Here is a 25,092-nt window from a genome sequence, read left to right on the forward strand (position 1 = left end):
CCACGCCGCGGCAGGTAGCGAACGACGGGTCCGCACCCTCCAATGCCCGTCCGCTCATCGTCAGATCCGTGCGTTGGTCGCTCCTCAGGTGGTCTGCAGGGCTCCTAGGCCTGTCGCACGTCAGCTGGCCGACATACATCCCGGATCTGTTGGCGGATCACTGCTAGCCAAGCGGATGGCGGACTGGTCGAGGCCGTCACTGCGTCCGTCGATCAGTCGTCGCGGCTATCGATCTCGGCAGCCCAGCCGTTGAAGTCCGGCATCGCTCGGTCATCAGTTTGCGTCAGCGTGCTTCGCTGATGTGGATCAAGATCACGCTGTGCGAACTCGAAGCCGTCCTCGATCCACTGCTCCAACTCGTCGTCGCTCTCGACCGCTGTCTGACTGTTAGCAACCCAGCCGCAACCTTCCACGTCTACGAATCGCACGTACCCGTTGATGTCTCGCGAGGCGGTGTAGATGCGGGCGATGACCTCAACGCTATGCCGGCGCGACGGTTCCGACCAGCTGCGCGCGTCGTCGCTGACCCTCTTGATTCGGGCCTTGGAAATTGCGTCAGTGAGAGTGACTCGACCCATCAACATCCCGGGCCGCTTCGCTACGTCAGCCCAGTACTCGCGCTCACTTATGCCGCTGAGATCCATGCGTCCAGTTTCCGCGACGGGTCCAGCAACACCGGCCGCCCGCGGCAACCGCCGTACGACGGTAAGCAGTGCGTCAGCAACGTAGCTGCCACCGACGACGGGGCGCGCTGTCGAACTGAAAGCGAAGGTCGGTGGTTCGAGACGGCCCCTGACCACACTTCGTACCTGCGGTATCTCTCTGAGAACCGCCGAGCCTTCTGGTAGGACCGTAACCTCCTGTCCGGCTGTGCCGCAGATCGTGCAACCACCTCGCCCAGCCAGGCTGTCTCCTGCGATCGGTATCGGAGCCGGCCAAGGTTGTCCGGTTCGATCGGTGTACAGGACGCGCGGCCGGGCGTTTGCTGGAGTGAGGACCACCGGCGGATGTCTGCCGCGGTGATCGTGCAATGGCAGAAGATGCCACTGGGGGTGGAATCAACACGGGCAGAGGCGCTTGGATCGCGCACTGCTCGGGAGGGGTACTCATACTGCCGGGCTTCGGTGCGACCGAACGCGTCCTGCCGCCCGGACAGAAGCAAGAATCGAGGGGACCAATGCGTAGATTCGCACTGGTGGTCGGGATCGTCGTCGCGCTCGGACTGGGCGGAGCGCCGTCGGCCGTTGCGGCTGAACCTGGCGTCAACCACTTCACCATCACGGAGTCGTTCACGGACGGCGACTTCTGCGGGACCGGTCAGGCGGTGGACGTCTCGATCTCCATCAGGGGAACGGAGTTCCTCTCACCCAACCAGCCGGTCGGCTACCGCAATGTCAGCCAGGGCAACGTCGTCTACACAAACCCGCTGAACGACACCACCGTCATCCGGCACTTCGCCGGGCCCGTCTCCGACACGATCATCTCGGGTGACCCGCAGGGTGTAAACACGCACGAGCTCATCGTCAGCGGGCTTTCCGGACAGCTCCGCACGGCCGACGGCAGCGTCCTGCTGGGAGCGGGCTACATCGTCTTCCATGAGGTCTTCAACGGCGAGGAGTTCGTCAGCAGAGAGATCATCGTCAACAGGGGACCTCACCCCAACCTCGAGAGCGACCTCGCCCTGTTCTGCGACGTCGTGACGGACGCATTGGGGCTGAGCTAGCAGCTGCCCTGGATCCGACGTCGTGGCTGGAGGAGTGACCACGACGTCGGATCCGGCCGGAACCTTCCGAATCGGACGTCAGCACCGTTCCGCCCGGGCCGCGGCGACCGGCGCTCGCCAGCGCACGTGCCTGTCAGCCGCTTCAGTGTTGTTGTGACGACCACCGTCTGACGGCAATACGGGCGAGATGCTGCGCGAGGGGCCAAGATCACACCAGCGGCGGCTCTCCAAGATCCTGCAGGTGCTGGGTCTCGTTCAGAGACACAACCTGATGGCTGAAGTGGGTGTCGTTGCGGAGGAGGGTGGTGATACCGCCTGAAGTCAGAGGAAAGAAGACCCGGTCTGTCGACGTCATCGGCATGCCGATCCAGGCAGCAATCAGATAGCTCGATGCGGACCCGTGAGACACCACTATCTGGTTCGCGACTGGTCGACGGAGGATGTCATCGAGGGCCGGGTACAGGCGTTCGACCAATGCCATTCGTGTCTCCGCACCAACTGGTCCGTCGTGGTGGCCGAGTCGATCGCCGTACTCCGGAAGTGGGATGCGGCGCTCGGCGAGCCACGCTTGGGGGCGCCCGTCAGCCTCACCGTTGGACCTCTCGCGAAGCCGCGCATCAGTCTGAACCTCGACGAAGAACCTCCGAGCAATTCGCTCTGCCGCTTGGCTGGCTCGACTCAGATCAGAGGAGTAGACCTCGACCGGCTGCAGTCCGATCCTGCTCACCAGGACCTCGGCGATGCGTTCGGCCTGCAGGCGCCCACGGGCTGTCAGATCTGAGTCGTGCCAGCCTCCAACGATGCCGTCAACGTGATGCTGTGCCTCGGGATGCGTGACGAGGTAGATGTGTCTCATTACCCTCCTTCGACCCACCTTTGCAGGCTCAGAGCCTCTCACGCTCTGCACGGGTCCCACCTGGGTCCGTCAGAGATGACAAGCCTTCCCATGGTGACGGTGGAGGAGTGACCGCAACCAGGACACCAACACCCACCGCTAGTGGGCGTCAGGACCCGACGGAAGGACGTGCTGGCAACGGTTCTGTCTAGCCTCCCGGGGGCCGCTGTCGAACTGAAAAGCGGAAGGCCGGCGGTTCGGGACCGCCCCTGACCACCCTTGTTTAGCGGGGATTCCGGCGATCACGACATCCCGCCACTCCCCCTGAATCACCGCAAATCACCGCTAGATGTTGCACGTTGGTTGCACGCCGCCCGTCCTCTTCCCACCCAGGGATCGAGGGCGGGTTTGTCGTTGGTCACCTGCATGTTGGCGGCCATCGGAATCTGCCCGCTCGCGGCCACCAGGTCTCGAGCGCAGTGATGACGAAGAGTGAGCGGTCGGTGGGTCCTTCCCACCTTGGGAGTCCCAGGTGTCGCTGTCGGCCAGGTTTGTCGACTCGATTCCCGATGCCAGTCCCACGACATCGACTGCTCGAAGCTTCACACTCGAGCCAGGCGCGCACCTAGTACTCCACGACGAACATGCAATCCCTGACCCACCTCATCACGGATGGCAGGAACGTCTCGAAGCCGGTGGACAGCGTGACCCGCACCAGCCGTGAGCACCCGACAACCAGGAAACTGACCCCAATGGCCGAGCAGCAGATCGACCCGTACGACCAGCAGACTCTCGACCTCCTCGTTGCCGCTGGCGTCGAGGAAACCCTGGTCGAGCGGGTGAACCGTGTAGCAAAGGAAGCCGCAGCCTGGAAGGCGCGGGCCACCGAACAGCGGGAAACCCCGGCGGAAATAGTGATACCGCCGCCACTCTGCCTCCACGACACCGGCAGCACCCAGTACTGGAGCTGGCCATTCCAAATCGGCGACTGGCGTTATCGGGTCATCAACAAGGAGAAGCGCGGGTCGCGCTACGCCTACGACGTACACATCTGGTGGGGCGACAGTGGATGGGTGTTCGTCGTCCAGGTCGACGCCAACTCCCCAGACGAGGGCGGATTCGTGGATGCCCTCGAGGTCGCCAACACGATCCTCTTCGAAGGGCCCGCATGGGAAGACAGGTCATGAGCACTCACTACGAATGCATGGCCGCGCACGACACGTAGCCGCACCTGGCCGCCAACACCTGCACAGGCTCAGAGCTTGCGTCATCCCGGAGTCGTGAGGCCCCCGCCGGAGGCAATGCTCTTGGCTCTGTAGAAAGAGGCCACCGTCGGTGCTGGTACCAGATCGCAGCCGCGCTCACTGCTGCGGCGACCCAAGGAAACCAGAGCCCAGCCTTCGAGCAGGAGCCGGGTGTGCACGATGGCGATCTCGTCGTCTCCCATCGGACCGCCCGGTTGGTAACTCGCTCGCACGGAGCGCCCTCGTTCGACGAAGCCATCAAGCGTGACGATGTCCTTCACGATCGTCCCGTCGTCGCTCGCCCACCGACCCGAGTTGGTGCATGCGCAAGCGAGCAAAGGGCTCGCTCATCGGATGGATTTCGAGGTATGGGTGCCCCTATAAGGCTGCTTTTCCGCCCGCCGCGGAAACGGATCAGTACGTGGTCAGGCCGGCACTCAAGGCGACGGTGCGGGCCGCTGCCTGGGTGTCGAAGCCCTTGACGATCAGCCAGAGCGCCAGGGCGATCTCCTGCAGACCCAAAGGCGCCTCCAGCACGACCTGCGGAGTGGAGAGCGGCTCGAGCCCGTACATGACCAGCAGTCCCGCGGTCAGGTACGCCGCGGCGCCAGCGAGGCCCCACAAGGACAGCCACCGGGGGACGAGGCGGGAACGGAAGAACGCGGTGTTGAGGACGAGTGCGCCGATGCTGAACACGGCGGCGTCCAGGATCGCGTGCCCAGCCCAGTCCCGCTGCGCCAGCACCAGGTCGCCGAGCGCCGCGTACGGAGTGCCGTCGGCTGCGGCGACGGACTCCTCACTTACGGTGATCAGGGCCAACAGCCCGGCCCCGCCGAGGATGTAGATCACGGCCTCGAGCGCTCGAGCCACGACGTAGCCCATCGCGAGGCGCTCGGTGTGTCGGCGGAGCACCGGGTCGATCACGACTGCGATCGACACCACCGCGATGCCCATGATGAGCTGAAGCAGCACTCCGGTGGCCAGCCGATCCGAGTGTGCAGATACTGCGCTCAGGTCGTGGTCGCCGCCCACGCGGACTCTTGCAGGGGCAGCCCGATCAGGCCTGCGATGGTGGCTAGGAGGAACAAGGTTCCGACGACCCGCGACGTTGCTCGATCCGTCATTGATCTCTCCTTCGCGACGGGGCCGGCCGCATCTCCATGGTTCTCGCCAATAACCACGTTCCTTGGGCCCGGCCGACGACTCCAGCCTCACTCGCGCGGCTGCCGGCGCACAGAGCATTTGGTCCTGTTCTGCCCGGCCGCCAGCGCCCGCGCGAGGATCGTACGGAGCGCTTGCGCGGCGGAAAGACGCAGGTCGTCAGGCGCGCGGATCGCGGCATGACAGAGCGGAACTGCGGCTAGGAGTTCATCACCTGCCAGTCACCCGGGATGCGGTCCATCAATCGATACAGGTCTTCCTTGGTCCGGCCGAGTGCCCATAGCCAGTCGCCGGCGTCGCTTCGAACCACCGCCTCTGGACGTCCGCACCACCTGACAAGAGGCTCGCCCTCCACAGCGGCCCAGAAGCGGTGCGGCGGGATTCCAAGGGCCGCGAGCTGCTCAAGTGCGCCGAGGGCTTGCGGTGTCGGGTCGAGGCTGGCGGTTGTGTGTTCCTGAGCAGAACATCGCCCCGCTGAGCACACCCTCCAGCACATGGATCGAGAGCCCGCTCTGGAATGGCTCCCAGCGGGGCATGCCCGTGGTCATGTAGTTCCTGATGACCACTGCGGGATCCGCGTCCGGTCCCACCCGGTAGCCCCACTCGACGCAGCCTTGCTGCTCGGTCCTGAACGTGACGACCGCGTCCTCGTCGATCGTCAGGTTCTCGAGAGGCACGATCGGGTCCTGCTGGAACAGCCGTCTGCCGGAGACGACCGCCAACTCGAGCCATGTAGAGAGCAGAGCCCACCCCGCCGCCTACGGATGACGCAAGCGGATCTCCGCCCCGGGCGAGGAGGTACGCCGTGACGTCAACGTGAAGTGGCACGCCCGTCTGAGTGTGTCCATCAAGTTCGACCTCGACCGCATGTTGGAGCAAGGTCATACCCCGTCGATCTCTTCGGCGTCGACACCGCCATCAAGCAGCTCCCGCAGCCTCGGTAGGTCCTCGTTCTCGACGGCAAGGTGTGCAGGTGTCATCGTCATTCCTCTGGTCGCCCCCGGAAGTGGTATCTGCCTAACTAACACACCTGGACGACGTTCGCCGCGGCAATCGCGGCTGGTCGGACGCCCGTCCCGACAGCGGCATGTGAGTGCGTTTCGGGGGGACGCCCGCCGGTCCCGAATCCGGACCCGAAGGGCGTCGCAACTCGCGCTGGACGGAGACACCTGACAAAGTGAACAGATGCTGAATCAGGTGGCCGACGGCGTCTGGGTCCGGCAGAGCGAGTGGGTCTGGAGCAATGCGATCGTGGTGCGCGGCGAGGGTGGGTTGATCCTGGTCGATCCCGGCATCGACGGTTCCGATCTGAACCAGCTCGCCGATGACGTGGACCGGCTCGGCATTCCGGTGGCCGCCGGGTTCTCCACCCATCCCCACTGGGACCACCTGCTCTGGCATTCCCGTTTCGGCGACGTGCCGCGCTACGCCACCCCTGGCGGCGCCCAGGCTGCCAGTGAAGCCCGAGAGCGGGCGCAGCAGATGGCGGCGGAGAGCGCGTCGGGCATCCCTCTCGAGCTGATCGGGCTCCTCTCCCCGCTGCCCGCGGACGGGGGACCCGTGCCGGGCGAGATCGTCGAGCATCAGGCGCACGCCATCGGCCACGCCGCGGTCCTCCTCGCCGACCGTGGCGTCCTGCTCGCCGGCGACATGCTCTCCGACGTCCTGATCCCGCTCCTCGACCCTCGCCGCCCCGATCAGGTGGGCGCATATGAGACGGCACTCGACCGGCTCGGTGAGGCTGCCCGGCACGTCGATGTCCTGGTCCCCGGCCACGGGGCCGTTGCCGAGGGTCCCAAGGTGGCGGCCCGCCTTGCAGCCGATCATTCCTACATCGACGCGCTGCGGCGAGGAGAGGAACCGGTCGACGCGCGTCTGGGTCAAGACTGGCTCTCCGGCCCCCACCAGTCGAACCTGGAGCAGGCCCGACACTCATCCAGATGAACTTCGGCGTCATCGCGCTCATGGTCGCCACCCGGTGGGCCTCCGATCGGCGGCGACGAAGGCACCCTCTACTGACGACCCCTCATCGGCATGACAGTGCGCGGAACGCGGCATGAGAGTGCGTCATTGTTGGGTGCCTGACTTGGGTCACGTTCGGGCAGGCGTGCGCCGGGCAGCGCGCTGACCTGCAGGTTTGCGATGAGCTGGTCGCGAACTTGCGCACTAATCGGGGCGCGATTCCCCTGATCAAGGCCGATCACCGCTATCGTCGACAGTTGCTCCAGGCAACCATCAGATGCAGCCGGGTCGCCCTCAACCGGGTGTCAGGCGAGCCGCTCCATGTCCGAGGCCGACGCACATTCGCAGCAACCGACGTTCGAGGCGTGCGAGCGTGCCAGGATCGTCGACATCTCCGAAGGTACGCAGCAGATCCAGCAACTCAGCGTCGCCCGCCGCCGGCTCGGAAAGACGTCAGCCGAGCCGAGCTGATCAGCAGGTCAGCGCACATTCCTGAGGTTCGGCATACGACGGTATCGTCGTCGGCTGGCGATCATCGAATAGGCTGTGGCGGAGCCTGCTCCGCCACAGCCTTGTAAACCATGGACCGCGTACCGGCTGATCCATGCTCAACGTGTCGGCGAACCGGTTGCTCTCGGCGTACCGATCGGTGACGGTGATCCGCCCGGTCCGGGGGGGCCCAACTGCTTGCGAACTAGCTGTCCACCGGGTTGGGGGATCAGGTAGACACTCTCCCCACAGTCGCAGTCCTTGCCGCTGGGGCGTCTGAGAGCGAGACCAGTCAAGACGTAGGAGCCGCGCCGCCTGCCATCGCCAAAGGCCTCGAATGTGACTGATGAGTGGTCGTAGATCGCGCTGCCGCTGACTGCTATGGCTTCCTGATTCGGTTGAAGGACCGAGACGTCACCACACTCACCGTCTAGGCACACTCGGACCGAGTCCACGGCAGGTCTCAACGACGACACCTCGATTTGGGCTGGCGGTGCGCACGGGCTGCAGCTGACCGTGTTCGCGCATGCTGCGACGACGGCCACCAGCCCGACACTTACCGCCAGCCTCCATCTATTCCTCATCTGCGGGGAACACTCTCGACGGACCGCAGCCGCCAGTAGCTCTCCTTCAGAGCCAGAGGCGCTGGCGTGGCTGGGAGGATCGACACCATCTCCGAGGCCTGTGGTGCGCTGGCGCTCGGGATGAGGCAGGGCGACCACGCCGAGTACAGCGTTCCGTTGAATGCCTTGACGCAGAACTGATGAGCGCGAGCCCCGTCCCAGATCAGCAAGTCGACACGCTCCGTGGTTCTTCCGACGATGGGCAGGAAGAGATCATGGTAGGCCTCACCCTGCCACCAATTACGCATTTGCACGACGTAGCCGGCGGCGCCATTGACGGGCGACCATGCCAGCAAGGCCGAGAAGTCGTTATCTGGAGCGACAGTTGCCGTGAAGTTCTGCGGGACGGTCGGCGTACCGCTGCCCGGAATCGCCGGCATTGCTCCACTCGGTAGGCCGTCTCCGGCCGCATTTACAGAAGCGACGGCGATGTTGTACCGGTGTCCCGGGATCAGACCAGTGAGGCGGAGGGTCGTTCCTGTCGTCGTGCGGCTAGAGATCCAGGCATCAGGGTCGAAGTCATCTCGCCAGTAGACGATGTAGGAGGCGACAGTGTCGCTGTAATCACCGGTGGGCGGTACCCAGCCGAGATCGATGTACGAATCGCCGGGCAGCACGCTCGTCACGTTCGGACCGTTGGCGGTCTTCGGATTCGCGACCGCGGACGCGATGTCCGACAGCGGGCTTTCGTAATCGCCGTGTGCGGTCGAGACTTTGAACTCGTAGGTATGCGTCTTGAAAACCCAGCTGATCTTCCAGCGGTCAGCCGGGAGGGCTGCTGCTGTTCGTTCCCAGGCGCCGTTCATGGTGGCGTTTCGCTGGTACAGCCAGTACCCGCTCGCCCGAAACACGTATGTCCTGGAGGTCGACCTGGCCAAGGAGGTCATAGGGGTCTGGAGTGAGTGGCGAGATGGTGCAGTGCCGACTTCGGACGAGCCACGCAGGCGGTCATCTTCTATGGGGAGCACGACTCGTATCAGCCTCTCGCGTAGTTCGCTCCTAGCATCCGCACATCGGCTGCTTGTTCCGGCCAGGATGGCTCCTGAGACATCGACGAAGTTAGCCTTGGCTTGTGGCGAACGGGCATCGCGTCGAGGTAGACGGGCTCTCCAAGTCTTTCGGCGACGTCCGGGCGGTCGATGCGCTCTCCTTCACCGCTGAGCCGGGTGAGATCACCGCGTTCCTCGGGCCGAATGGCGCGGGCAAGACCACGACGCTGCGGATGTTGCTCGGGTTGGTCGAGCCGACCGGCGGTACGGCGACCATCGGCGGCACGGCGTACGCAGATCTCGCCCGTCCGGCGAACGTCGTCGGGGCCGCACTCGAGGCCAGCAGCTTCCACCCGGGTCGCAGCGGCCGCGACCACCTGCGGGTCTACTGCGCCGTGAATGGCTATGCCGACATCCGCGCCGACGAGGTGCTGGCGTTGGTCGGCCTGACGGACGCAGCCCGCAGGCAGGTCCGTGGCTACTCGCTCGGCATGCGGCAGCGCCTCGGTCTGGCGACGACGCTTCTCGGCGACCCGGGCGTGCTGGTGCTCGACGAGCCGGCCAACGGGCTGGATCCGGCGGGCATCGCCTGGCTGCGAGGGTTCCTGAAGCGGCTCGCCGGCGAGGGTCGCACGATGCTGGTCTCCAGCCACGCCCTGTCGGAGGTACAGCAGATCGCCGACCGGGTGGTGATCATCGACCAGGGCCGCCTGGTCCGTGAGGGGAGGCTCGGCGAGCTCACCGCCGGTGGCCGGGTCTTCGTCGCGACTCCCGATGCGGAGCGCTTCGCCCATGTCCTGGAGGCGGCTGGGGCAGCCGTGAGCAGGGACTCCGGGTACACGTTGGAGACGAGCGGCCTGAGCGCGCGGGACGTCGGCCGTCTCGCCTTCGAGCACCGGGTGGAGCTGCACGCCCTCGAGACCCGGCAGAACGGCCTCGAGCAGATCTTCTTCTCGCTCACCGGCGTGGAGGAGCAACCGTGACCGCGCTCGTCCGAGCCGAGCTCCGCAAGCTCACGACCACCAGGCTCTGGCTGTGGATGCTGGTCCTCGGCCTGGCCATGGTCGGAGGCACCACGAGCGCCGCGATCGGTTTCGCCGAGCCGGGTCGGCTCGGCCTCGACACCGCTCCCGGGCAACGCACCGTCTTCGCGCAGGCCACCGCGACGCTGGTCGTCGTCGGGATCCTCGGCATCATCGCGGTCACCGGCGAGTTCGCGCACCAGACGGCCACGCCGACGTTCCTGGCGACGCCTCGCCGAGGGCGGGTGGTCGTCGCGAAGCTCGTCACCTACGCCGTGGCGGGGCTCGGGTACGCCGCGGCCTGCACCGTCGTCCTCCTCGCGGTGGCTTTCCCGTGGTTCGCCGCCAAGCACGTCGACATCGTGCTCTCCGGCGCCGACCTCGCCCGGACCCTCGGCGGGGTTGGCATCGAGGTGGCGCTGTACGCCGTGCTCGGGGTCGCCGTGGGCTGCCTGATGCGCAACCAGATCGCAGCGATCGTGGGGTTCGTCGTCTACATCTTCGTCGTAGGCCCGATCCTGAGCGGGGTCGAGGCCACCTCCGAGGTGGCGCAGTACCTGCCCTACCAGGCCGGCAACGCGCTGGGCCGGCTCACTTCCTCGGTCGACGCGGCGATGCTTGGCCAGGCCGCGGGCGGGCTGGTGCTGCTTGCCTGGGCGCTCGCCTTTGCCACTCTGGGCACCCGCGTGGCCATCCGCCGCGATATCACATAGCGAAACCGGTATGCGTGGCCGCAGCAAGAATGGGGGAACAGAGCGATCAGCCGCGCACGCTCTTCGGCAGGGTCACGCCTTCGCTATCTGCGGCATGTCAGTGCGTCGAAGACCCGACCTCTCCGTACGGATCAATCGCCGCCGAGGGCTCGGCTTGTGCGAGAGGCTGCAGCGCGCACTCGGGCAGACGGGTCACTCCGGAGCTCATCGACTTGCTCGGACGCTGCCTGCAGACAATGGCGGGCAACCACCTTCAGAGCCATCTCCCGCACCCGCCACACGTCATCATGAAGCGCCTTCAAAACTGCTGGGCGGGCCGAGTCGTCCCAGGCGTACAACAGTCCCGCGCGGCCCACACACGCAGCCAGTACGGCGGACCGGAAGGTTCGCCGGTGCGGACCCAGTCCGCAGGGGGTCCGCCGAGTGCCAGGACCAGGTCGTCGTCTGCCAGCTTTCCGTTCAGCAGGTCGACGCAACCGGCGACGACTGACGCGGCGCCGCGCCGAGTGCATTCCTCTTGGACGCCCTGCTGTGGCGTCTTGGCCCAATGAGATGACCTACCCATCTCACCAATCTACGGCGAGGTGACTGACCCGGCACGGCACATCGGTGCGAGCGGATCGCGGCAGAAGAGGACGTCAGTGCCGGTGACACTCCCCGGGTCAAGAAATTAGGGCTTAAGGAATCTGCACAGTTCATTAGTGAAGGTGGCGAACGCGGGCTCGTCTGCCTGCAGGATGTGGTTGGAGCTGTCGAGTGCGACGAGCCGACTACCGGATATCGATGCGTGGAGGTCCTCGGCTTCGGTGAAGGCGAACGCGTGGTCTCGGCGGCTGTGGAGGATCAAGGTTGGTAGGTGGACGCTGAGGGCTGCTTCGCCGGCGTCGAGGTCGCAGAAGGCGCGCCAGAGCTGGAATGCGTTCTCTGCCGAGGTGGAGCGGCGTTGGAGCTCATCGAACGCCCGCCACATGTACAGCGGCCCGTCGGGGAGGAATTTCGCGTCATAGATCTGCCTGAACCCCGGCTGGTCGGATCCCCAGGACAGTCGGATCAGTTCACCCAGCGCGGCCATCGATCGCCGTTCGGTCTGGCTGGCTCTTGCCCACATGGCTCGCGTGCAGGTTCCGTAGACGATCAGGTGGCTGACTCGCTCCGGATGCCGGGCAGCGTAGGTGAGGGCGATCGGCGCGCCTTGTGAGATGCCGAGCAGGGGAAATCGTTCCAGGCCCAAGGTGTCGACGACCGTCTCAAGGTCGTGAACCCAGGCATCCAGCGTGAACGAGGAGACGTCCACAGCCCAGTCGGACAGCCCACACCCGCGCTCGTCGTATCGGACGAGAAGCCGCCCTTCTGACAGCGCGCGCCACCAGTGCGACCAGACGGGGCTCGCCCAGTCATAGTCCAAATGAGTCATCCAGTTGGCCGCCTTGACCAGCGGAGGCCCCTGTCCGCTGGTGGCGTAGGCGAGTCGGACGCCGTCGGAGGTGCGACAGAAGTGCACCATCTGCTTGGCGAGTCCGGCGTGTCGGGGCGCTGCAGGTTGCGCTGGGACCGGCGCGGTGACCGGCGTGTCGAGGACCTGAGCGCGCAAGTGGTAGGCCTCCGGGCTCGGGCCGATGCCCAGCTCGTCCTTAAGCGTCTGCTCGAGTAGGTTCAGCTGCCGCACCGCTCCGGCACGGTCCCCCGCAGCCAACAGCCCCTGCGCGACTCCCAGGTGGGCCTGCTCGTCAGTCGGGTCCATCATGACCAGTTCCGCCCAGCGCCCGGCCCGGCGAAGCAGCTCGCGGTGCAGCAACTCGGCTCGCTGGCGAGGCTGAAATGCCCAGGGGGCATACCGATCGTCGGGCAGCAGATCGCCCGTCCAGGCAGTGAGGGCTGCGTCCACGGCCTGCGGCCCGTCGTCGGCCAGCGCGGCCGACGCGGCGGACTCGAAACTATGCACGTCCACGGTCACGATGCGCGCGTCGAACAGTGTCACCATTTCGTTCCGTAGGGTCACACAGTCGGTCGCGCCGGTGGCTCTGCGCGCGTAGTGCGCGGCCTTGTGCAGCTGGTTGGCCGCTTCATGCAAGGGAAGCGTCGGCCAGAGTGCGTCCATGATCTGCTCGCGATGCATCCGACGGCTCGGGGCCAGCGCGAGCATCTTCACCACCGCAGCGGCGCTGCGACGCTGGAAGTGGACCTGATCGACGATCCGACCATCGACCTCCACGCTGAAGGTGCCCATCAGGCGCACCAGCACCGACATAAGTTCAGGCTAGCCCCGACGGTCAATCGCCGCCAGAACCCTCTGCAATCGGGATATCCGAAAGATCACCGGCATAGCCCGTCCGAGTGGACGTCCTGTCATCGGCAGTTCCGCGCCTTTACTCTCGGCGGCAGAGCGAGCGTTCTTCCGCAGCCTCAGACCACGCAAGAAACGGCCCCTCAGTGGCGAACGATGCGCGCGTACTGCCCGCACACGTCCACTGAAGGGCCGCTCCTGCAAGCCTACTCCGCAGTCGCCGGATCCACGACCGTACCTAGACACGAACGGGTGCTTGCGCGGGTCAGCGCTGGCGTAGCCCGTCGAGGAGAAGGTCTGTGACTTCGGGTCCGCCTTCCGCGACGACCGAGCCCTCCCCTAAGCCGATGTCTTCGGCATCCAGCGCAAGCCCGTGCCCGTTGGAGTCGGTCGGTGCTCAAACCCCGGCTGTGCTGCCTTGGTTCACGTGGTGGGGAGGAGGCGTAGCCGCGGAATGGTTCTGTGCCCCCGCGGTGCCCCCGATCCGCTCGGTGTTCCAGTCAGGTATGCGATGCAGCATGGTGCTGATGACGGTTCTGGCCTTCCATGCGGGCAAGGGCGGCATCGAGGCAGAAGTGCACCCCGCGGCCGAAGGCGACATGGTGGTCCGTCCCAGCGACGAAGGGGCCTCTGTGAGCGATCGGTACGACGGTCCGCAAACGGTTCGGGCTGGACCTCGATCGGACCCGGACGGGTGATCGTGCGGATGACGTCGAGGGGGCGCCGCGCCTTCAGCCGGCGTCGCCCGTGCTACCGGCTGACGTGTCACCCTGTTCGACGGTGCTCGAGATGGTGCGGCTACCGCCGGTCGCATGGGTGATCTCGACCCGGCGTGGCTGACTCCGCGGCGACGCCGGGATGGTCACGTGCAGGACACCGTCGGCGTAGTCGGCGGTGAGGTTCTGCGAGTCCACGCCCTCGCCGAGGGAGAGTTGCCGGGCGAACGAGCCCTGGGATCGCTCGGCGACTATGACCTGCTGGCTATCGCGGTAGGGCGGGGTGCGCTCGGCCTGGATCGTCAAGGCGCCGGAGTCGACGGTCACCTCGATGCTCTCAGGGTCGACGCCGGGCAGGTCGGCCTCGACGTGGTAGCTGCCGTCCTCGCCGCGGTAGACGTCCAGTGGCATCCCGAGGGGGCCGCGCGTCCCGCTTACTGCCATCGACATGAGCCGGTCGAGCTCCCGGGCAGGGTCACGGAACGGCTCAAACCTGAACACGGACATCGCTGGCCCCTCCTCGTGAGGTGTCGGCTCGGGGACCACATACCGCCTCGGGCGACGCTGTCTCTCTCGGGACATAGTAGTCCTCCTGGGACTCCGCATTCATGGCTCTCGGCCTCGGATGTCAGGAACGGCGAGGCTCTGTGCAGCACCTCGACAACCCAAGGGCAGGCGGAGTCCCCTCAAGCACCACCTCCGGCGCCGGTCGGCACCTCCTTGGGCAGAACCGACGTGTCGTTGGCGGACCGGACCGCCTCCAGTTGCTCGCCGTCCCTACACACGCCTGCGCTTCTACCGGATCTCGGCTGCGTGCGTTGGCCCTGCGTCCCAGGTGGTCGCCACGCTGCTAGCCCGTCGCGAATCAGTTGGCGGACGTGTGTCGCGGATCTGCTGGCGGATCACAGTCCAGGAGACGGGTGGTGTCGCCGCGGTCAGCGAGTTCGTCGTGGGCGGTTTTCACATCGGCCGGCATCGGCTGCGGGATGGCGAAGCCGCGGCGTGCGAAGACGTCGATGCGCTGGGTGTCGCCAACGAGCGTGTTGAGCACGCGGTCTGCGTCCCCGATGGTCTGGACGTACTCGGCCAAGGGCAGCGGCAGAGACGCGCAGATCGGATCCACCTCGGGGCCAGATCTTGCGACAAGTCGCGTAGGCGCGGCGCTGTTGGTACGGCCGGGAGATCAGAACGACGGTCTTGGGGAAGATGCCTCGTTCGGCCAGGGCAGCACGCGTGAGGACGATGTTCTCCCGGTGTTGGTCGCCTAGAGGTCTGCGGTGTAGTCCGCGACACCAAGGTCGTGACTGCCGAGGCCCGACACCAACATCGGCTGGCCGCAGCTCCTGGTGCAAGTCGTGGTAGTCCCACAACACCCGGGTAGCTTCGAGTACGTCGCCGGGAATGGTCGCGGTCGGGCTCATTCGGGGATCGTGAACGTGTAGGACCACGAGAATCGACTGGCGGCGTGGACACCGCGCGCGAACTCGACGACGCGGCCTGTGCTGGTCATCGTGATGCGCTGCAGGATCATGACCGGTTCGCCAGCCGAGAGTTCCAGAGTCGAGACCGCCCCTGACCACACCTCTCTCACCTGCGGTTTCTTCCGCAGGCGCGAAGGCCGATCACATTGCTTTGCCCCGAGGGTTCCAGGCTGGCTGTACGCAGCCGATTCTGCCCGGTACCGCGACCAGTGACAGCCGGCAACCTCACGCGCCACCGTTCACCGCCGGGCCATGCGCGCACAGCGACGGAGGCGCCGGCTCCACCAGGGGATGTCCTGCAGCAGTCGAAATCCCATTGGGCGAGGGCTTCGGCGAGGCGCTGGTCGGCCAGCGGATGACGGATCGCCTCCCACGAGGCAAGCCAGGGGCCGCCGCGTACAAGTGGCTGGCGAAAGGCGGCGTCCGCGGACGCCTGGTGCTGGTGCCCTAGGCCGAGGCAGGAAGCTCCGGCGTGATCAGGCCCAGCCCGAGGGCGATCATGATCGCGTTCGCGCGATTGACGGCGCCCAGCTTCTCGTACACGCGGGAAACATAGGTCTTGGCCGTCGAGAGACTGACAAACATCGCGCCGGCAATCTCAGGCACAGAACGACCGGTGGCCAGGAGGGACAGGACCTCTTGCTCGCGCGGGCTGAGCGCCAGACCAACCGCCATCGGACCACTGACAGACTGCCCACCGACGGGCTGCACGCCGGCGACCTGGCCGCGACGGGCCAACGCGTGCATCAGGCCGGTCGCGGTGAAGGAAGCGGCCGCCACGGCGGCGTGCCGGATCGCCCCGAGGACTTCGGTGTTCGGCGCGGTCTTGTCGACGAAAGCCGAGACACCGGTCTCGAGCGCCCTGAACAGTACGTCGTCCTCCGCCTGGGCCGTGAGTACGACAATGCCGAGCTCGGCGTACCGGTCGCGGAGTTCACGGGCGAACTGGAGGCCGTCCGCGTCAGGCAGAGCTACATCCAGGACCACGACGTCCGGCCGGGCGGACTCGACCAGTGCCGGCGCCTCCGCGGCGAGGCCGCATTCGCCGACGACGGTGATGTCGGCGTCAATGCTGACGAGCTTCATGAGTCCGTACCTGGTCAGTGTGTGGCCGTCGATGACGACGACCTTGATCGAGCTCTGCATTGCTTGCCCCCGCCGGACTCTTCTGTGGCCCCCAGCCGGAGATGAATAAATGTCACTTACTGAACCGATGATCGGCAGCCACCTACAGTCCGTTACGGAATCCGGATGGGTGCTTTTCGCCGAAACAATTGAACACTTGGTGACAAAATTCCAGAAACACCGGCGCCGAGCGAGCCGGCCACGACGGCCGCGTGCCCTTAGTACGGCGGGATTCCACCCATCAGGCGACGGCCAGGATGGCCACCAATGCGCCGCCGAGCATGAACGGGCCGAAGCTCATGCTGTGCTGGAGGCTGATCCGGCGTGCGATCAGCAGCACGAGGCTCACGACACCCATCAGGACGAAGCCCAGGGACGCCCCGACGAGCAGAGTCGGCCAGCCCAGCCAGCCGAGCGCGATGCCGATTCCGCCGGCGAGCTTGACGTCCCCGCCACCGAGCTGCCCCCGGCTCAACACCGCCAGTACCAAGTAACCGCCACCGAGCACCAGTCCGCCCAGCAGTGCGCGCAGCAGGTACGACGGATGCCCGTCGACCGCCGTCACGAGTCCGAACAGCGCAATCAGACCCGGGTACAGCAGCAGAGTCAACCGGTTGGGTAACCGCTGGACCGCGATGTCGATGGCGGCCAACGCGACCCCCAGCGCGCCGATGAAGGCGAACGGGGCCGCATCCGGAAGACCGGCGAACCGCCACAGCAGCAGGGCAATCACCGCAGCGGTCACCAGCTCGAGGACGAACGGAACGCCGAACCAGCCACGACACTGCGTACACCGGATCGCGAAACGTCCGCTGACCCCTGTCCCGCAGCGCGCGCAGCTGGTGGGGGCCGGCTCGCCGGAAGCTACCGACAGCCGGAAGACCGTGCTGCGCAGCAGCAGTCCGGCAACGAAGCCAATGATGCCCCCGGCAACTGTCCACGCGATGTCCATGCCCGCCAAGGTACGGCGCACCTGGCGTGCGAAGGAACCACGTCACCGCAGAACCGACCGACCGGAGCCGCGAAGCCGGCTGACCGGCCGACGGTGTCAGCCGAACGACCGACAGGCCTGTCATCTCCTGTCGGTCGGTCGGCGGGTGGTCTCCGCCGTTGTCGGTCGATCGTCTTTCGCTATCTGGCCGGTTGACCGATGCCGGGCCGGACCGGCGATCCCGCACTGTTTCGGTACCGATCGGCAGGTCGCCGTTCGATCAACGGGTGGGGTCCCACACCCGCCACCAACTGGAGGAGTTCCCATGCTCAACAACCTGCTCACCTACGTGCAGACCGCCGTTCAGCAGACGCGTCGCGACGAGCGCGGCGCCACCATGATCGAGTACGGCCTGATGGTCGCGCTGATCGCCATGATCGTGGTTCCCGCGCTGCTGATCCTGGGCCCGGCCATTGTCGGCCTGTTCACCGACGTCGCCGGCAACCTCTGACCGATCGAGCGATCTGCCGATCCACTCCGTTCGATCGCGGGGGGGTGGTGCGGCCCGGCCGGACGGCCGGGCCGCCGCTGCCCCCGCCCAGGTGGGAGTTCCGATGCTCAGTCTCGCGGGGTTCGTCAAAGCCCTTGCCGGCAAGGTGATGCGCGACGATCGCGGCGCGAACCTGATCGAGTACGGCCTGCTGGCAACGCTGATCGTGCTCGTCGTCCTACCCATTGTCATCATCCTCGGCCCCTTGGTCGCCGCTTTGTATACCGGCGTCATCGGGGCCTTCTGACCGATCTTCACGAACCGGGAGAGCTCATGTATCCGAGACGAGGGCATCGCGGCGGGGAAACTCACCACGGCCGCGTATCTCGCATCCGGCCAGCGGCATGGGTACGCCGCATGCTGCCCTCGTCGGTACATGGGGGCAGCGGCGCGGACCGCGGCGCCACCGCTGTCGAGTTCGCGCTTCTGCTTCCCCTGCTGCTGCTGATCGTGATGGGCATCATCGACTTCGGCCGGATGCTCAACGCACAGCAGACGCTCACCCAAGCCGCGCGCGAAGGCGCTCGGCTCGTCGCACTCGCACAGCCGAATGTGGCGAGTCGCACGCAGGCTGCCGCATCCGGGCTGAGCCCCGTGGGCGTGTCGATCCAGTCGGCCTGCCCGGTCGGCGCCGGCCCAGGCATCAACGGCGCCGTGCAAACCAGCTTTACCTTTCAGTTCACGCCGGGCCTCGGATATCTTGTCGGCTTTTTCGGTGGCACCGGCCTGAGCGGCCAGACCACGTTGTCCGCCCGGGGAGTCATGCCATGCGAAACCTGATCCCACCAATCGTCCGTCCGATGATGCGGCTGCTCGGCGCCGACGACCGAGGTGCCTTCGGCGTCCTGGTCGGCATGCTGCTCGGGACCGGCGTACTGCTCGGCATGGCCGCTCTGACCGTCGATGTCGGACGGCTGTACCAGGAGCGTGCCGAGTTGCAGAACGGCGCCGACGCCGGCTCGCTCGCCGTCGCGAAGAGCTGCGTCGCCGGCGCGGCGTGCACACCCGGTACGGCGGCCACCTATGCGAACCTCAACGCCAAAGACGGTGTGTCGGCGGTGACCCTGGTCTGCGGCCACGACGTCAAAGGTGGTCTGTCGGGTTGCCCCGGGTCCACGGGAACCATGGTCGACTGCCCGAGCGCACCGGAAGCTGGGACGAACTATGTCGATGTGCACACCGCGACGAGGACCTCAGGCGGCTCCTCGCTGTTGCCGCCGGTGTTCGCCCGCGCGTTGACCGGCAACGCCGGCTACCAAGGCAGTACGGTCCACGCCTGTGCTCGCGCGATGTGGGGACCGGCAGTCAAGAGCTCGCAATCGCTGGCGATGACGCTCTCGATGTGCGCCTGGACCCAGGCAACGGGCGGCACTCCCCCTACCTTCGGCGTCGACACGAGGATCTTCGTGCGAGACGCACCCAGCGCGCCCACGTGTGCGGGCCTCAGCGCACCCGGTGAGTTCGGCTGGCTGGACGACATCGGCGGGTGCACAGCAGCGATCGACCTCACGCAGAGCGGATACGCCGCGGGGAGCGATCCGGGCAAGAACATCACCAAAGCGTGTGGGGACGCGTTGACGTCGTACGTCGCGAGCGGGACACCGATCTTCATCCCGATCTTCGACACGTCGACCGGTTCGGGCAGCGGCGCGACGTATCACCTGGTCGGACTGGCCGCCTTCATCCTCACCGGATACGCGAACATGAACCCCCTCAAGGACGCCATCCCGTCGCCGTTCACGAAGGGTTCGTGCCCGAACGGGGCAACCACTCCGTCCTGCATCTACGGACATTTCACCCAGGCCCTGGTGCCTGTGTCCACCACCGTCGGCACCGGCACGTACTTCGGCGCCACGGCCGTCAAGCTCGCCGGCTAGTACCGCCAGCAGAAGAGAGAGAACCATGAAACGTCGAGTTTTGACCATCGTGCTGGCGGTCGCGCTGGCCGCACTCGGGACAGCCGCCGTGCTGGTGTACGTCGATCGCGCGGACGCCCGCGCGGTCGCCGGACAGCAAGCGGTGACCGTCCTCGTTGTAGGCAAGGCGATTCCGTCCGGAACCTCCGCCGCTGACGCGAAGGCATCACTGCACCAGGAGACGTTGCCGGCCTCGTCGGTGTCGGCGGACGCCGTCACGGAGATCACGCCAGCGCAGGCGTCGCTCGTCACGTCGTCCGACCTCAGCCCGGGCCAGCTGCTCCTGAAGTCGATGCTGGTGACGGCCGCACAGGCCACCGGCGGACTGGCGATTCCCGAAGGCAAGGTGGCCGTCACTATCACGCTCTGCAGCCCAGAAGCGGTTGCCGGCAACGTGAAGGCCGGGTCGGACGTCGCCGTCTTCGGTACGGTCGTCGCCGGCAGCACCGGCGATGTCAGCGCGCAGCCGAACTGCACCGGCCAGCACAAGCAACAGGGCGGCGGCAAGGCCGTCGCCAAGACCGCGGTCGTCATCCCGAAGGTGCGCGTGATCGCGATCGGCCCGGCCACGTCCCGTACGCCGCAAGACGATGCCAAGACCAGCGACAGCTCCTTCTCGCAGGGCGCCGCGTCGGCGCAGAACGACCTGACGCTGGTGACCTTCGCCGCGAATCAGATTGACGCCGAGCGCCTGATTCAGCTGTCCCAGACCTCGCTGCCGTACCTGGCACTGCTCGGTCCGTCCGCCCAGGTCAAGGTCCAAGACCACGACGAGCCGCTGTTCCCGGTGGCGCCGAAGACCACGAAGAAGTGAGGGCACCGCGATGACCATCCTTTGCCAGCCGGCCGCCGCGCCGCACGACCTGATCTCGAACCTCGGTGGGGACGTGCGGTCGGTCGACGACCTCGACGCCGCGCTCCGCGCCTTGAACCACGACCCCGCCGAGGATCTCGTCGTGGTCGGACCCGAAGCCGACGCCGGGGACGCTCTGCGGTTCGCCGCGGAGCTGCGGTTGGAGCGACCGGCCACCGGCCTGATCCTGGTCCGCGAGCACGTGGACGTCGCGCTGCTCACGGAGGCACTTCGAGCCGGGGTGCGGGAAGTGGTTGCCGCCGGCGACACCGTGGCACTGGTTGCCGCGTGCGAGCGCTCGCGGACGCTGTCGGGCCGGGTGCGTGTCAACGACGAGCCGGAACCGGTACACCAGGGCAAGATCGTTACGGTGTTCGCGGCCAAGGGCGGGTGTGGCAAGACCACCATTGCGATCAACCTGGCCGCGGCGCTGTCCGCGGGCGACGGCAACCGAGTCTGCTTGGTGGACCTTGATCTCTCGTTCGGTGACGTGGCGATCAGCGTTCAGCTCGACCCGGTCCGCACGATCAGCGACGCCTTGCCGATGGCCGGCCATCTCGACACGACAGGTGCGGTCTCGCTGCTCACGTCGTACCGGCCGGGGCTGGACATGCTGCTGGCGCCGGTGACCCCCGGAGATGCGGAGAAGATTCCCGCCGCGCTGGTCGGCGAGCTGCTCACGGTACTGCGTGGGATGTTCGACTTCGTCGTGGTCGATACGCCGGCGCAGTTCAGCGAGCACGTGCTCACCGCGATGGACGTCTCCGATCACCATGTCCTGCTGACCACGCCGGACACACCAGCACTGAAGAACCTGCGGATCACGCTGGACATGCTCGACCTGCTGTCCTACTCGCGCGACATCCGCTCAGTGGTGCTCAATCGCTCCGATTCGAAGGTCGGACTGACCTCGGGCGATGTCGAGCGCGTGGTCCGCAGTGCCGTCAACGGGCACGTGCCGTCGAGCCGCAACGTCCCGATCTCGATCAACAAGGGCACCCCGATCGTGATCGCGACCCCGGCTCATCCGGTCAGCCAGGCAATCACCCGGTTCGCCCACGAACGTCTGCTCAACCGGCCGGTTGCGGCGAGGTCCAGGGCGTTCGCACGCCGTGCTGCGGGGAGGCGATCATGACCCTGTCCGAACGATTGGCCCGGCGTCAGGCACCCCCTGGGCAACAGCCCCAGACGGTCTCCTCGAGTTCACCGAGTCCGCAGGCGCCGGCCGACGTACCGCGCCGTGCGGCACGGAACGCGGACCCGTTCGCCGGCGTGAAGCGCAGCGTGCACCAGGGTCTGCTGGAGAGCCTGGGGCCCAAGCTGTACGACGCTCACCTCGACCAGCACGAGCTCGAACAGCAGGTCACGCAAACCCTGCAGGCAGTACTGCAGCGCGACGACACCCCGATGACCGCAGCCGACCGTGCGCGCGTCGCGCAGGAGGTCGCCGACGAGATCCTCGGCCACGGCCCGCTCGAGCCCTATCTGCGCGATGCCGGCGTTTCCGAGATCATGGTCAACGGCCACGACCAGATCTACGTCGAACGCGACGGGCGGTTGCTCCCGGTCGACGCGGCGTTCACCGATGAGAGCCACCTACGTCGCACCATCGACAAGATCGTCTCCAGAGTCGGCCGCCGGGTCGACGACGCCAGCCCGATGGTGGATGCGCGTCTGCCCGACGGCAGCCGGGTGAACGCCGTCGTACCGCCGATCGCGCTGGACGGGTCACTGCTCACGATCCGGAAGTTCGCCGCCGACCCCTTCACGGTCGACGATCTGATCTCGTTCGGCACGCTGACCGGGCCGGTCGCGGAACTGCTGCAGGCGTGTGTGCGGGGCCGGTTGAACGTCCTGATCGGCGGCGGCACCGGCTCCGGCAAGACGACGACGCTGAACGTGCTGTCGTCGTTCATTCCCGATGACGAACGCATCGTCACGATCGAGGACGCCGCCGAGCTACAGCTGCGGCAGGAGCACGTACTGCGGCTCGAGTCGCGTCCGGCGAACGTGGAGAAGCGCGGCGAGATCGCGATCCGCGAACTGGTGCGCAACTCCCTGCGGATGCGCCCCGACCGCATCATCATCGGTGAGGTCCGCGACGGCGCCGCGCTGGACATGTTGCAAGCCATGAACACGGGCCACGACGGCTCGATCACGACCGTGCACTCCAACGCGCCACGCGACTCGCTGTCCCGGCTGGAGACCATGGTGCTGATGGCCGGCGTCGACCTGCCGCAGCGGGCGATCCGCGAGCAGATGTCCTCCGCGCTCGACCTCATCGTCCACCAGGCCCGCCTCAAGGACGGGACACGTCGCATCACGCACATCACCGAGGTCACCGGCATGGAGGGTGAGGTCATCACCCTCCAGGACGTGTTCCAGTTCGACTTCCACGCGGGCGTCGACGAGCACGGCAGTTTCCGCGGCGCGCTGCGGTCGACCGGCCTGCGCCCGGGCTTCCTCGATCGGCTCGCTGATCGCGGCGTCTATCTGCCGCCGCGGATGTTCGGCTTGGAAGAGGTCTCCCGATGACGATCGCGCGACGCATCCGATGGCTGGGTGCCGTGACCCTCGGCTTGGCAGTGGTTGTGCCGGGAGTCGCGCACGCGGACGGCGATCCGTCGGCACGGATCGACTCTGTGCAGGTCAGCCAAGGCCATGCCAGCTTCGTGCTCACGACCGCCAACGTGTCAGGAAAGCTGGACTCGAAGTCGGTGCGCGTCCAGGTCGGCAGCACCTCACTGCCGGCACGGGTGACGCCGGTGAGCAGCACGACCGTGACAGCAGCTCCGCCGCGCGCGGTGGTCATCGCGCTGGACACCAGTGGCTCGATGGCCGGCTCGGGGCTTGCTGCGGCGCGTCAGGCCGCGCTGAGCTACCTCGCCAGCCTGCCGAACGACGTCAAGGCGGGCCTGCTCACCTTCTCCGACCGGCCTCGTCTCGCGGTCACGCCGACGACGAACCGCACCCTGGTTCGTAACGCCTTGGCTCACGTGCAGGCCACAGGCGACACAGCGTTGTACGACGCTGTCCGCGCAGCCGTCGCCACGCTCGATGCCGCCCGCCTCGGCTCGTCAGCCCAGCGCAGGCTGGTCGTGCTGTCGGACGGTGTCGACACGTCCAGCAAGGCGAATCTCACGTCGGTGACCAGGCAGCTCGCGGCGGATCGCGTCCCGGCTGACGTCGTCGCATTCCGGTACGGCAGCGGTGACGCATCCGCGGCACAGGAGATCGCGTCGGCTGCGGGCGGACGGATACTGACCGCGCAGAACGCCAGTGAGCTGACGGCAGCCTTCGCTGCCGTGGCGCGGAACTTCACTGCGCGCGCCGAGGTCGACGTCACTGTGCCCGACGCATTGGCCGGCCGCAGCGTCATGTTGCGGGTCGCCATCGGTTCGGTCAGCGCCAAGACCATGGTGACCTTTGCCGCGGTCACTCTGCCAACTCCTCCACCGGCGCCGACGAACGCCGTACAGCCGGCTCGGTCGCACCAGACCATCTGGTCATGGCAGCTTCTCGCGCTGCTGGCCGGCGTCTTCTTGATCGTGGTGCTCGCCGTCGTACTACTGCGCTGGCAGGGCTCCCGGGAAGACACTGCGCGTCGGTTGGTCCAGAAGGTCAGCCAGTACGGACCTCGCCGCGACGAGCACCACACCGGTGAGGTGGAGGGCGCTTCCGCGCGGACCGCGGTCGGACTCGTCGCCCAGGTCCTGCGGTCCAGTGGCGTCGAACAAGGACTTGCCAAGCGGCTCGATCTCGCGGACGTGAAGCGCAAGCCCGCCGAGTGGGCGTTGCTGGTCCTCTGCGGCAGTGCGGCGCTGGGGGTCGCACTGATGCTCGCAGGCGTCAACGGGCTGCTGAGTTTGCCGATCGGACTTCTCGTCGGATGGCTCGCCCAACATGTCTTCCTCAACATCCGCATCGGGCGCCGCCGCGCGGCCTTCGGCGAACAACTCCCCGATGTGCTTCAGCTGATCGTCGGATCGCTTCGCTCCGGGTTCTCGCTGGCGCAGGCCATCGATGCCGCCGTACGCGACGGCACGCAACCGGCCGCGAGTGAGTTCTCCCGGGCACTCGCGGAGACCAGGATCGGTGTCGATCTCGAGGACGGTCTCACCCACGTTGCGGACCGGATGCATTGCGAGGACCTGCGCTGGGTCGTGATGGCCACCCGGATCCAACGGGAGGTCGGCGGCAACCTGGCCGAGGTACTGACGAACACCGTCGACACCATGCGCGAACGCGCACAGACCCGCCGCCACGTCCGGGCGCTCAGTGCCGAAGGGCGGCTGTCCGGCTACATCATCGTCAGTCTGCCGATTGCGCTCGGTGCGTGGCTGACGTTGAGCAAACCGCAGTACATGAGCCCGCTGTTCACCACACCGATCGGCGTCATGATGGTCGCCACCTGCGTCGGGCTCATCATCGTGGGCGCGTTCTGGATCCGCGTCTTGATCAAGGTGGAGGCATGA

At 66.7% G+C, this 25,092-nt stretch carries 28 protein-coding genes; 15 read left to right on the top strand and 13 right to left on the bottom strand.

Features of this window, described 5'->3' with window-relative positions:
• Window positions 1-212 precede the first annotated feature (212 nt).
• Window positions 213-644, bottom strand: coding sequence for a hypothetical protein (locus EV648_RS08485; RefSeq protein ID WP_132287302.1), 432 nt, complete (start codon window positions 642-644; stop codon window positions 213-215).
• Window positions 645-1,177: 533 nt separating this feature from the next.
• Here EV648_RS08485 and EV648_RS08490 point away from each other — a divergent pair.
• Window positions 1,178-1,723, top strand: coding sequence for a hypothetical protein (locus EV648_RS08490; protein WP_132287305.1), 546 nt, complete (start codon window positions 1,178-1,180; stop codon window positions 1,721-1,723).
• A gap of 208 nt (window positions 1,724-1,931) precedes the next feature.
• On the opposite strand, the gene EV648_RS08495 is transcribed toward EV648_RS08490, so the two are convergent.
• The gene (locus EV648_RS08495; protein WP_241994972.1) at window positions 1,932-2,630 is read right to left on the bottom strand and encodes a histidine phosphatase family protein; all 699 of its coding nucleotides are present in this window, start codon (window positions 2,628-2,630) and stop codon (window positions 1,932-1,934) included.
• Window positions 2,631-3,310: 680 nt separating this feature from the next.
• On the opposite strand from EV648_RS08495, the gene EV648_RS08500 reads away from it, so the two are divergent.
• On the top strand, window positions 3,311-3,745 hold the full coding sequence (locus tag EV648_RS08500; protein ID WP_132287308.1) for a hypothetical protein: 435 nt from the start codon (window positions 3,311-3,313) through the stop codon (window positions 3,743-3,745).
• Between the two features lie 80 nt (window positions 3,746-3,825).
• Here the strand turns inward: EV648_RS08500 and EV648_RS08505 are convergent, their stop codons facing one another.
• From EV648_RS08505 to EV648_RS43090, 3 genes are all read right to left on the bottom strand, one after another.
• Complete coding sequence (locus EV648_RS08505) at window positions 3,826-4,083, bottom strand: hypothetical protein (RefSeq protein WP_132287311.1); 258 nt, start codon at window positions 4,081-4,083, stop codon at window positions 3,826-3,828.
• Between the two features lie 133 nt (window positions 4,084-4,216).
• Window positions 4,217-4,834 carry a DUF4386 domain-containing protein gene (locus tag EV648_RS08510; RefSeq protein ID WP_158293939.1) on the bottom strand — a complete coding sequence of 206 codons (618 nt, stop codon included), beginning with the start codon at window positions 4,832-4,834 and terminating at the stop codon, window positions 4,217-4,219.
• 530 nt (window positions 4,835-5,364) lie between these two features.
• Window positions 5,365-5,640, bottom strand: a complete 276-nt coding sequence (locus EV648_RS43090) for a hypothetical protein (RefSeq protein WP_199234497.1) — start codon at window positions 5,638-5,640, stop codon at window positions 5,365-5,367.
• Between the two features lie 520 nt (window positions 5,641-6,160).
• Between EV648_RS43090 and EV648_RS08520 the strand changes: the two genes are divergently transcribed.
• Both EV648_RS08520 and EV648_RS42505 read left to right on the top strand, forming a co-directional pair.
• Entirely contained in the window at window positions 6,161-6,907 is a 747-nt protein-coding gene (locus EV648_RS08520) for an MBL fold metallo-hydrolase (protein ID WP_199234498.1), read from the top strand.
• Window positions 6,908-7,246: 339 nt separating this feature from the next.
• On the top strand, window positions 7,247-7,396 hold the full coding sequence (locus EV648_RS42505; protein ID WP_158293940.1) for a hypothetical protein: 150 nt from the start codon (window positions 7,247-7,249) through the stop codon (window positions 7,394-7,396).
• A gap of 598 nt (window positions 7,397-7,994) precedes the next feature.
• Here the strand turns inward: EV648_RS42505 and EV648_RS08525 are convergent.
• Window positions 7,995-8,843: a fibronectin type III domain-containing protein gene (locus EV648_RS08525; RefSeq protein WP_158293941.1), complete on the bottom strand. Its 849-nt coding sequence runs from the start codon at window positions 8,841-8,843 to the stop codon at window positions 7,995-7,997.
• Between the two features lie 266 nt (window positions 8,844-9,109).
• Between EV648_RS08525 and EV648_RS08530 the strand changes: the two genes are divergently transcribed.
• Complete coding sequence (locus EV648_RS08530) at window positions 9,110-10,009, top strand: ATP-binding cassette domain-containing protein (RefSeq protein ID WP_132287323.1); 900 nt, start codon at window positions 9,110-9,112, stop codon at window positions 10,007-10,009.
• Window positions 10,006-10,761 (top strand): ABC transporter permease, encoded by a 756-nt coding sequence (locus EV648_RS08535; RefSeq protein WP_132287326.1) that lies wholly within the window; start codon window positions 10,006-10,008, stop codon window positions 10,759-10,761. Before EV648_RS08530 ends, EV648_RS08535 begins: the two co-directional genes overlap by 4 nt.
• 131 nt (window positions 10,762-10,892) lie before the next feature.
• On the opposite strand, the gene EV648_RS45125 is transcribed toward EV648_RS08535, so the two are convergent.
• Complete coding sequence (locus EV648_RS45125; RefSeq protein ID WP_132287329.1) at window positions 10,893-11,273, bottom strand: hypothetical protein; 381 nt, start codon at window positions 11,271-11,273, stop codon at window positions 10,893-10,895.
• 158 nt (window positions 11,274-11,431) lie between these two features.
• Window positions 11,432-13,009 (bottom strand): alpha/beta fold hydrolase, encoded by a 1,578-nt coding sequence (locus EV648_RS08545; protein ID WP_132287332.1) that lies wholly within the window; start codon window positions 13,007-13,009, stop codon window positions 11,432-11,434.
• Window positions 13,010-13,572: 563 nt separating this feature from the next.
• Between EV648_RS08545 and EV648_RS42515 the strand changes: the two genes are divergently transcribed.
• A complete protein-coding gene (locus EV648_RS42515) occupies window positions 13,573-13,743 on the top strand; it encodes a hypothetical protein (RefSeq protein ID WP_158293943.1) in 171 nt (56 codons plus the stop codon).
• Window positions 13,744-13,776: 33 nt separating this feature from the next.
• Here EV648_RS42515 and EV648_RS08550 read toward each other — a convergent pair whose 3' ends face one another.
• The 5 genes from EV648_RS08550 to EV648_RS08570 all read right to left on the bottom strand — a co-directional run bounded on the left by EV648_RS08550 (window position 13,777) and on the right by EV648_RS08570 (window position 17,319).
• Window positions 13,777-14,268: an Hsp20/alpha crystallin family protein gene (locus EV648_RS08550; protein ID WP_132287335.1), complete on the bottom strand. Its 492-nt coding sequence runs from the start codon at window positions 14,266-14,268 to the stop codon at window positions 13,777-13,779.
• 358 nt (window positions 14,269-14,626) lie between these two features.
• Window positions 14,627-14,851 carry a hypothetical protein gene (locus EV648_RS43905; RefSeq protein WP_241994973.1) on the bottom strand — a complete coding sequence of 75 codons (225 nt, stop codon included), beginning with the start codon at window positions 14,849-14,851 and terminating at the stop codon, window positions 14,627-14,629.
• 327 nt (window positions 14,852-15,178) lie between these two features.
• Window positions 15,179-15,478: a UTRA domain-containing protein gene (locus tag EV648_RS45130; RefSeq protein WP_132287338.1), complete on the bottom strand. Its 300-nt coding sequence runs from the start codon at window positions 15,476-15,478 to the stop codon at window positions 15,179-15,181.
• Window positions 15,479-15,689: 211 nt separating this feature from the next.
• On the bottom strand, window positions 15,690-16,388 hold the full coding sequence (locus EV648_RS08565) for a response regulator transcription factor (protein ID WP_132287341.1): 699 nt from the start codon (window positions 16,386-16,388) through the stop codon (window positions 15,690-15,692).
• A 220-nt stretch (window positions 16,389-16,608) separates the two neighbouring features.
• Window positions 16,609-17,319, bottom strand: coding sequence for an A24 family peptidase (locus tag EV648_RS08570; RefSeq protein ID WP_132287344.1), 711 nt, complete (start codon window positions 17,317-17,319; stop codon window positions 16,609-16,611).
• 304 nt (window positions 17,320-17,623) lie between these two features.
• Between EV648_RS08570 and EV648_RS08575 the strand changes: the two genes are divergently transcribed.
• The 8 genes from EV648_RS08575 to EV648_RS08610 all read left to right on the top strand — a co-directional run bounded on the left by EV648_RS08575 (window position 17,624) and on the right by EV648_RS08610 (window position 25,092).
• A complete protein-coding gene (locus tag EV648_RS08575) occupies window positions 17,624-17,809 on the top strand; it encodes a Flp family type IVb pilin (RefSeq protein WP_132287347.1) in 186 nt (61 codons plus the stop codon).
• Window positions 17,810-17,912: 103 nt separating this feature from the next.
• Window positions 17,913-18,095: a Flp family type IVb pilin gene (locus EV648_RS08580; RefSeq protein ID WP_132287350.1), complete on the top strand. Its 183-nt coding sequence runs from the start codon at window positions 17,913-17,915 to the stop codon at window positions 18,093-18,095.
• 110 nt (window positions 18,096-18,205) lie between these two features.
• Entirely contained in the window at window positions 18,206-18,628 is a 423-nt protein-coding gene (locus EV648_RS08585) for a TadE/TadG family type IV pilus assembly protein (RefSeq protein ID WP_132287353.1), read from the top strand.
• The gene (locus tag EV648_RS08590) at window positions 18,616-19,725 is read left to right on the top strand and encodes a pilus assembly protein TadG-related protein (RefSeq protein WP_132287356.1); all 1,110 of its coding nucleotides are present in this window, start codon (window positions 18,616-18,618) and stop codon (window positions 19,723-19,725) included. The genes EV648_RS08585 and EV648_RS08590 overlap by 13 nt, the downstream gene beginning before the upstream one ends.
• A gap of 25 nt (window positions 19,726-19,750) precedes the next feature.
• Window positions 19,751-20,578 carry a Flp pilus assembly protein CpaB gene (locus EV648_RS08595; RefSeq protein ID WP_132287359.1) on the top strand — a complete coding sequence of 276 codons (828 nt, stop codon included), beginning with the start codon at window positions 19,751-19,753 and terminating at the stop codon, window positions 20,576-20,578.
• Between the two features lie 10 nt (window positions 20,579-20,588).
• Window positions 20,589-21,752, top strand: a complete 1,164-nt coding sequence (locus tag EV648_RS08600; protein WP_132287362.1) for an AAA family ATPase — start codon at window positions 20,589-20,591, stop codon at window positions 21,750-21,752.
• On the top strand, window positions 21,749-23,152 hold the full coding sequence (locus EV648_RS08605) for a CpaF family protein (RefSeq protein ID WP_132287365.1): 1,404 nt from the start codon (window positions 21,749-21,751) through the stop codon (window positions 23,150-23,152). Before EV648_RS08600 ends, EV648_RS08605 begins: the two co-directional genes overlap by 4 nt.
• Window positions 23,149-25,092, top strand: coding sequence for a VWA domain-containing protein (locus EV648_RS08610; protein ID WP_132287368.1), 1,944 nt, complete (start codon window positions 23,149-23,151; stop codon window positions 25,090-25,092). The genes EV648_RS08605 and EV648_RS08610 overlap by 4 nt, the downstream gene beginning before the upstream one ends.

Source organism: Kribbella sp. VKM Ac-2568, assembly GCF_004345365.1.
Classification (GTDB): Bacteria; Actinomycetota; Actinomycetes; order Propionibacteriales; family Kribbellaceae; genus Kribbella; species Kribbella orskensis.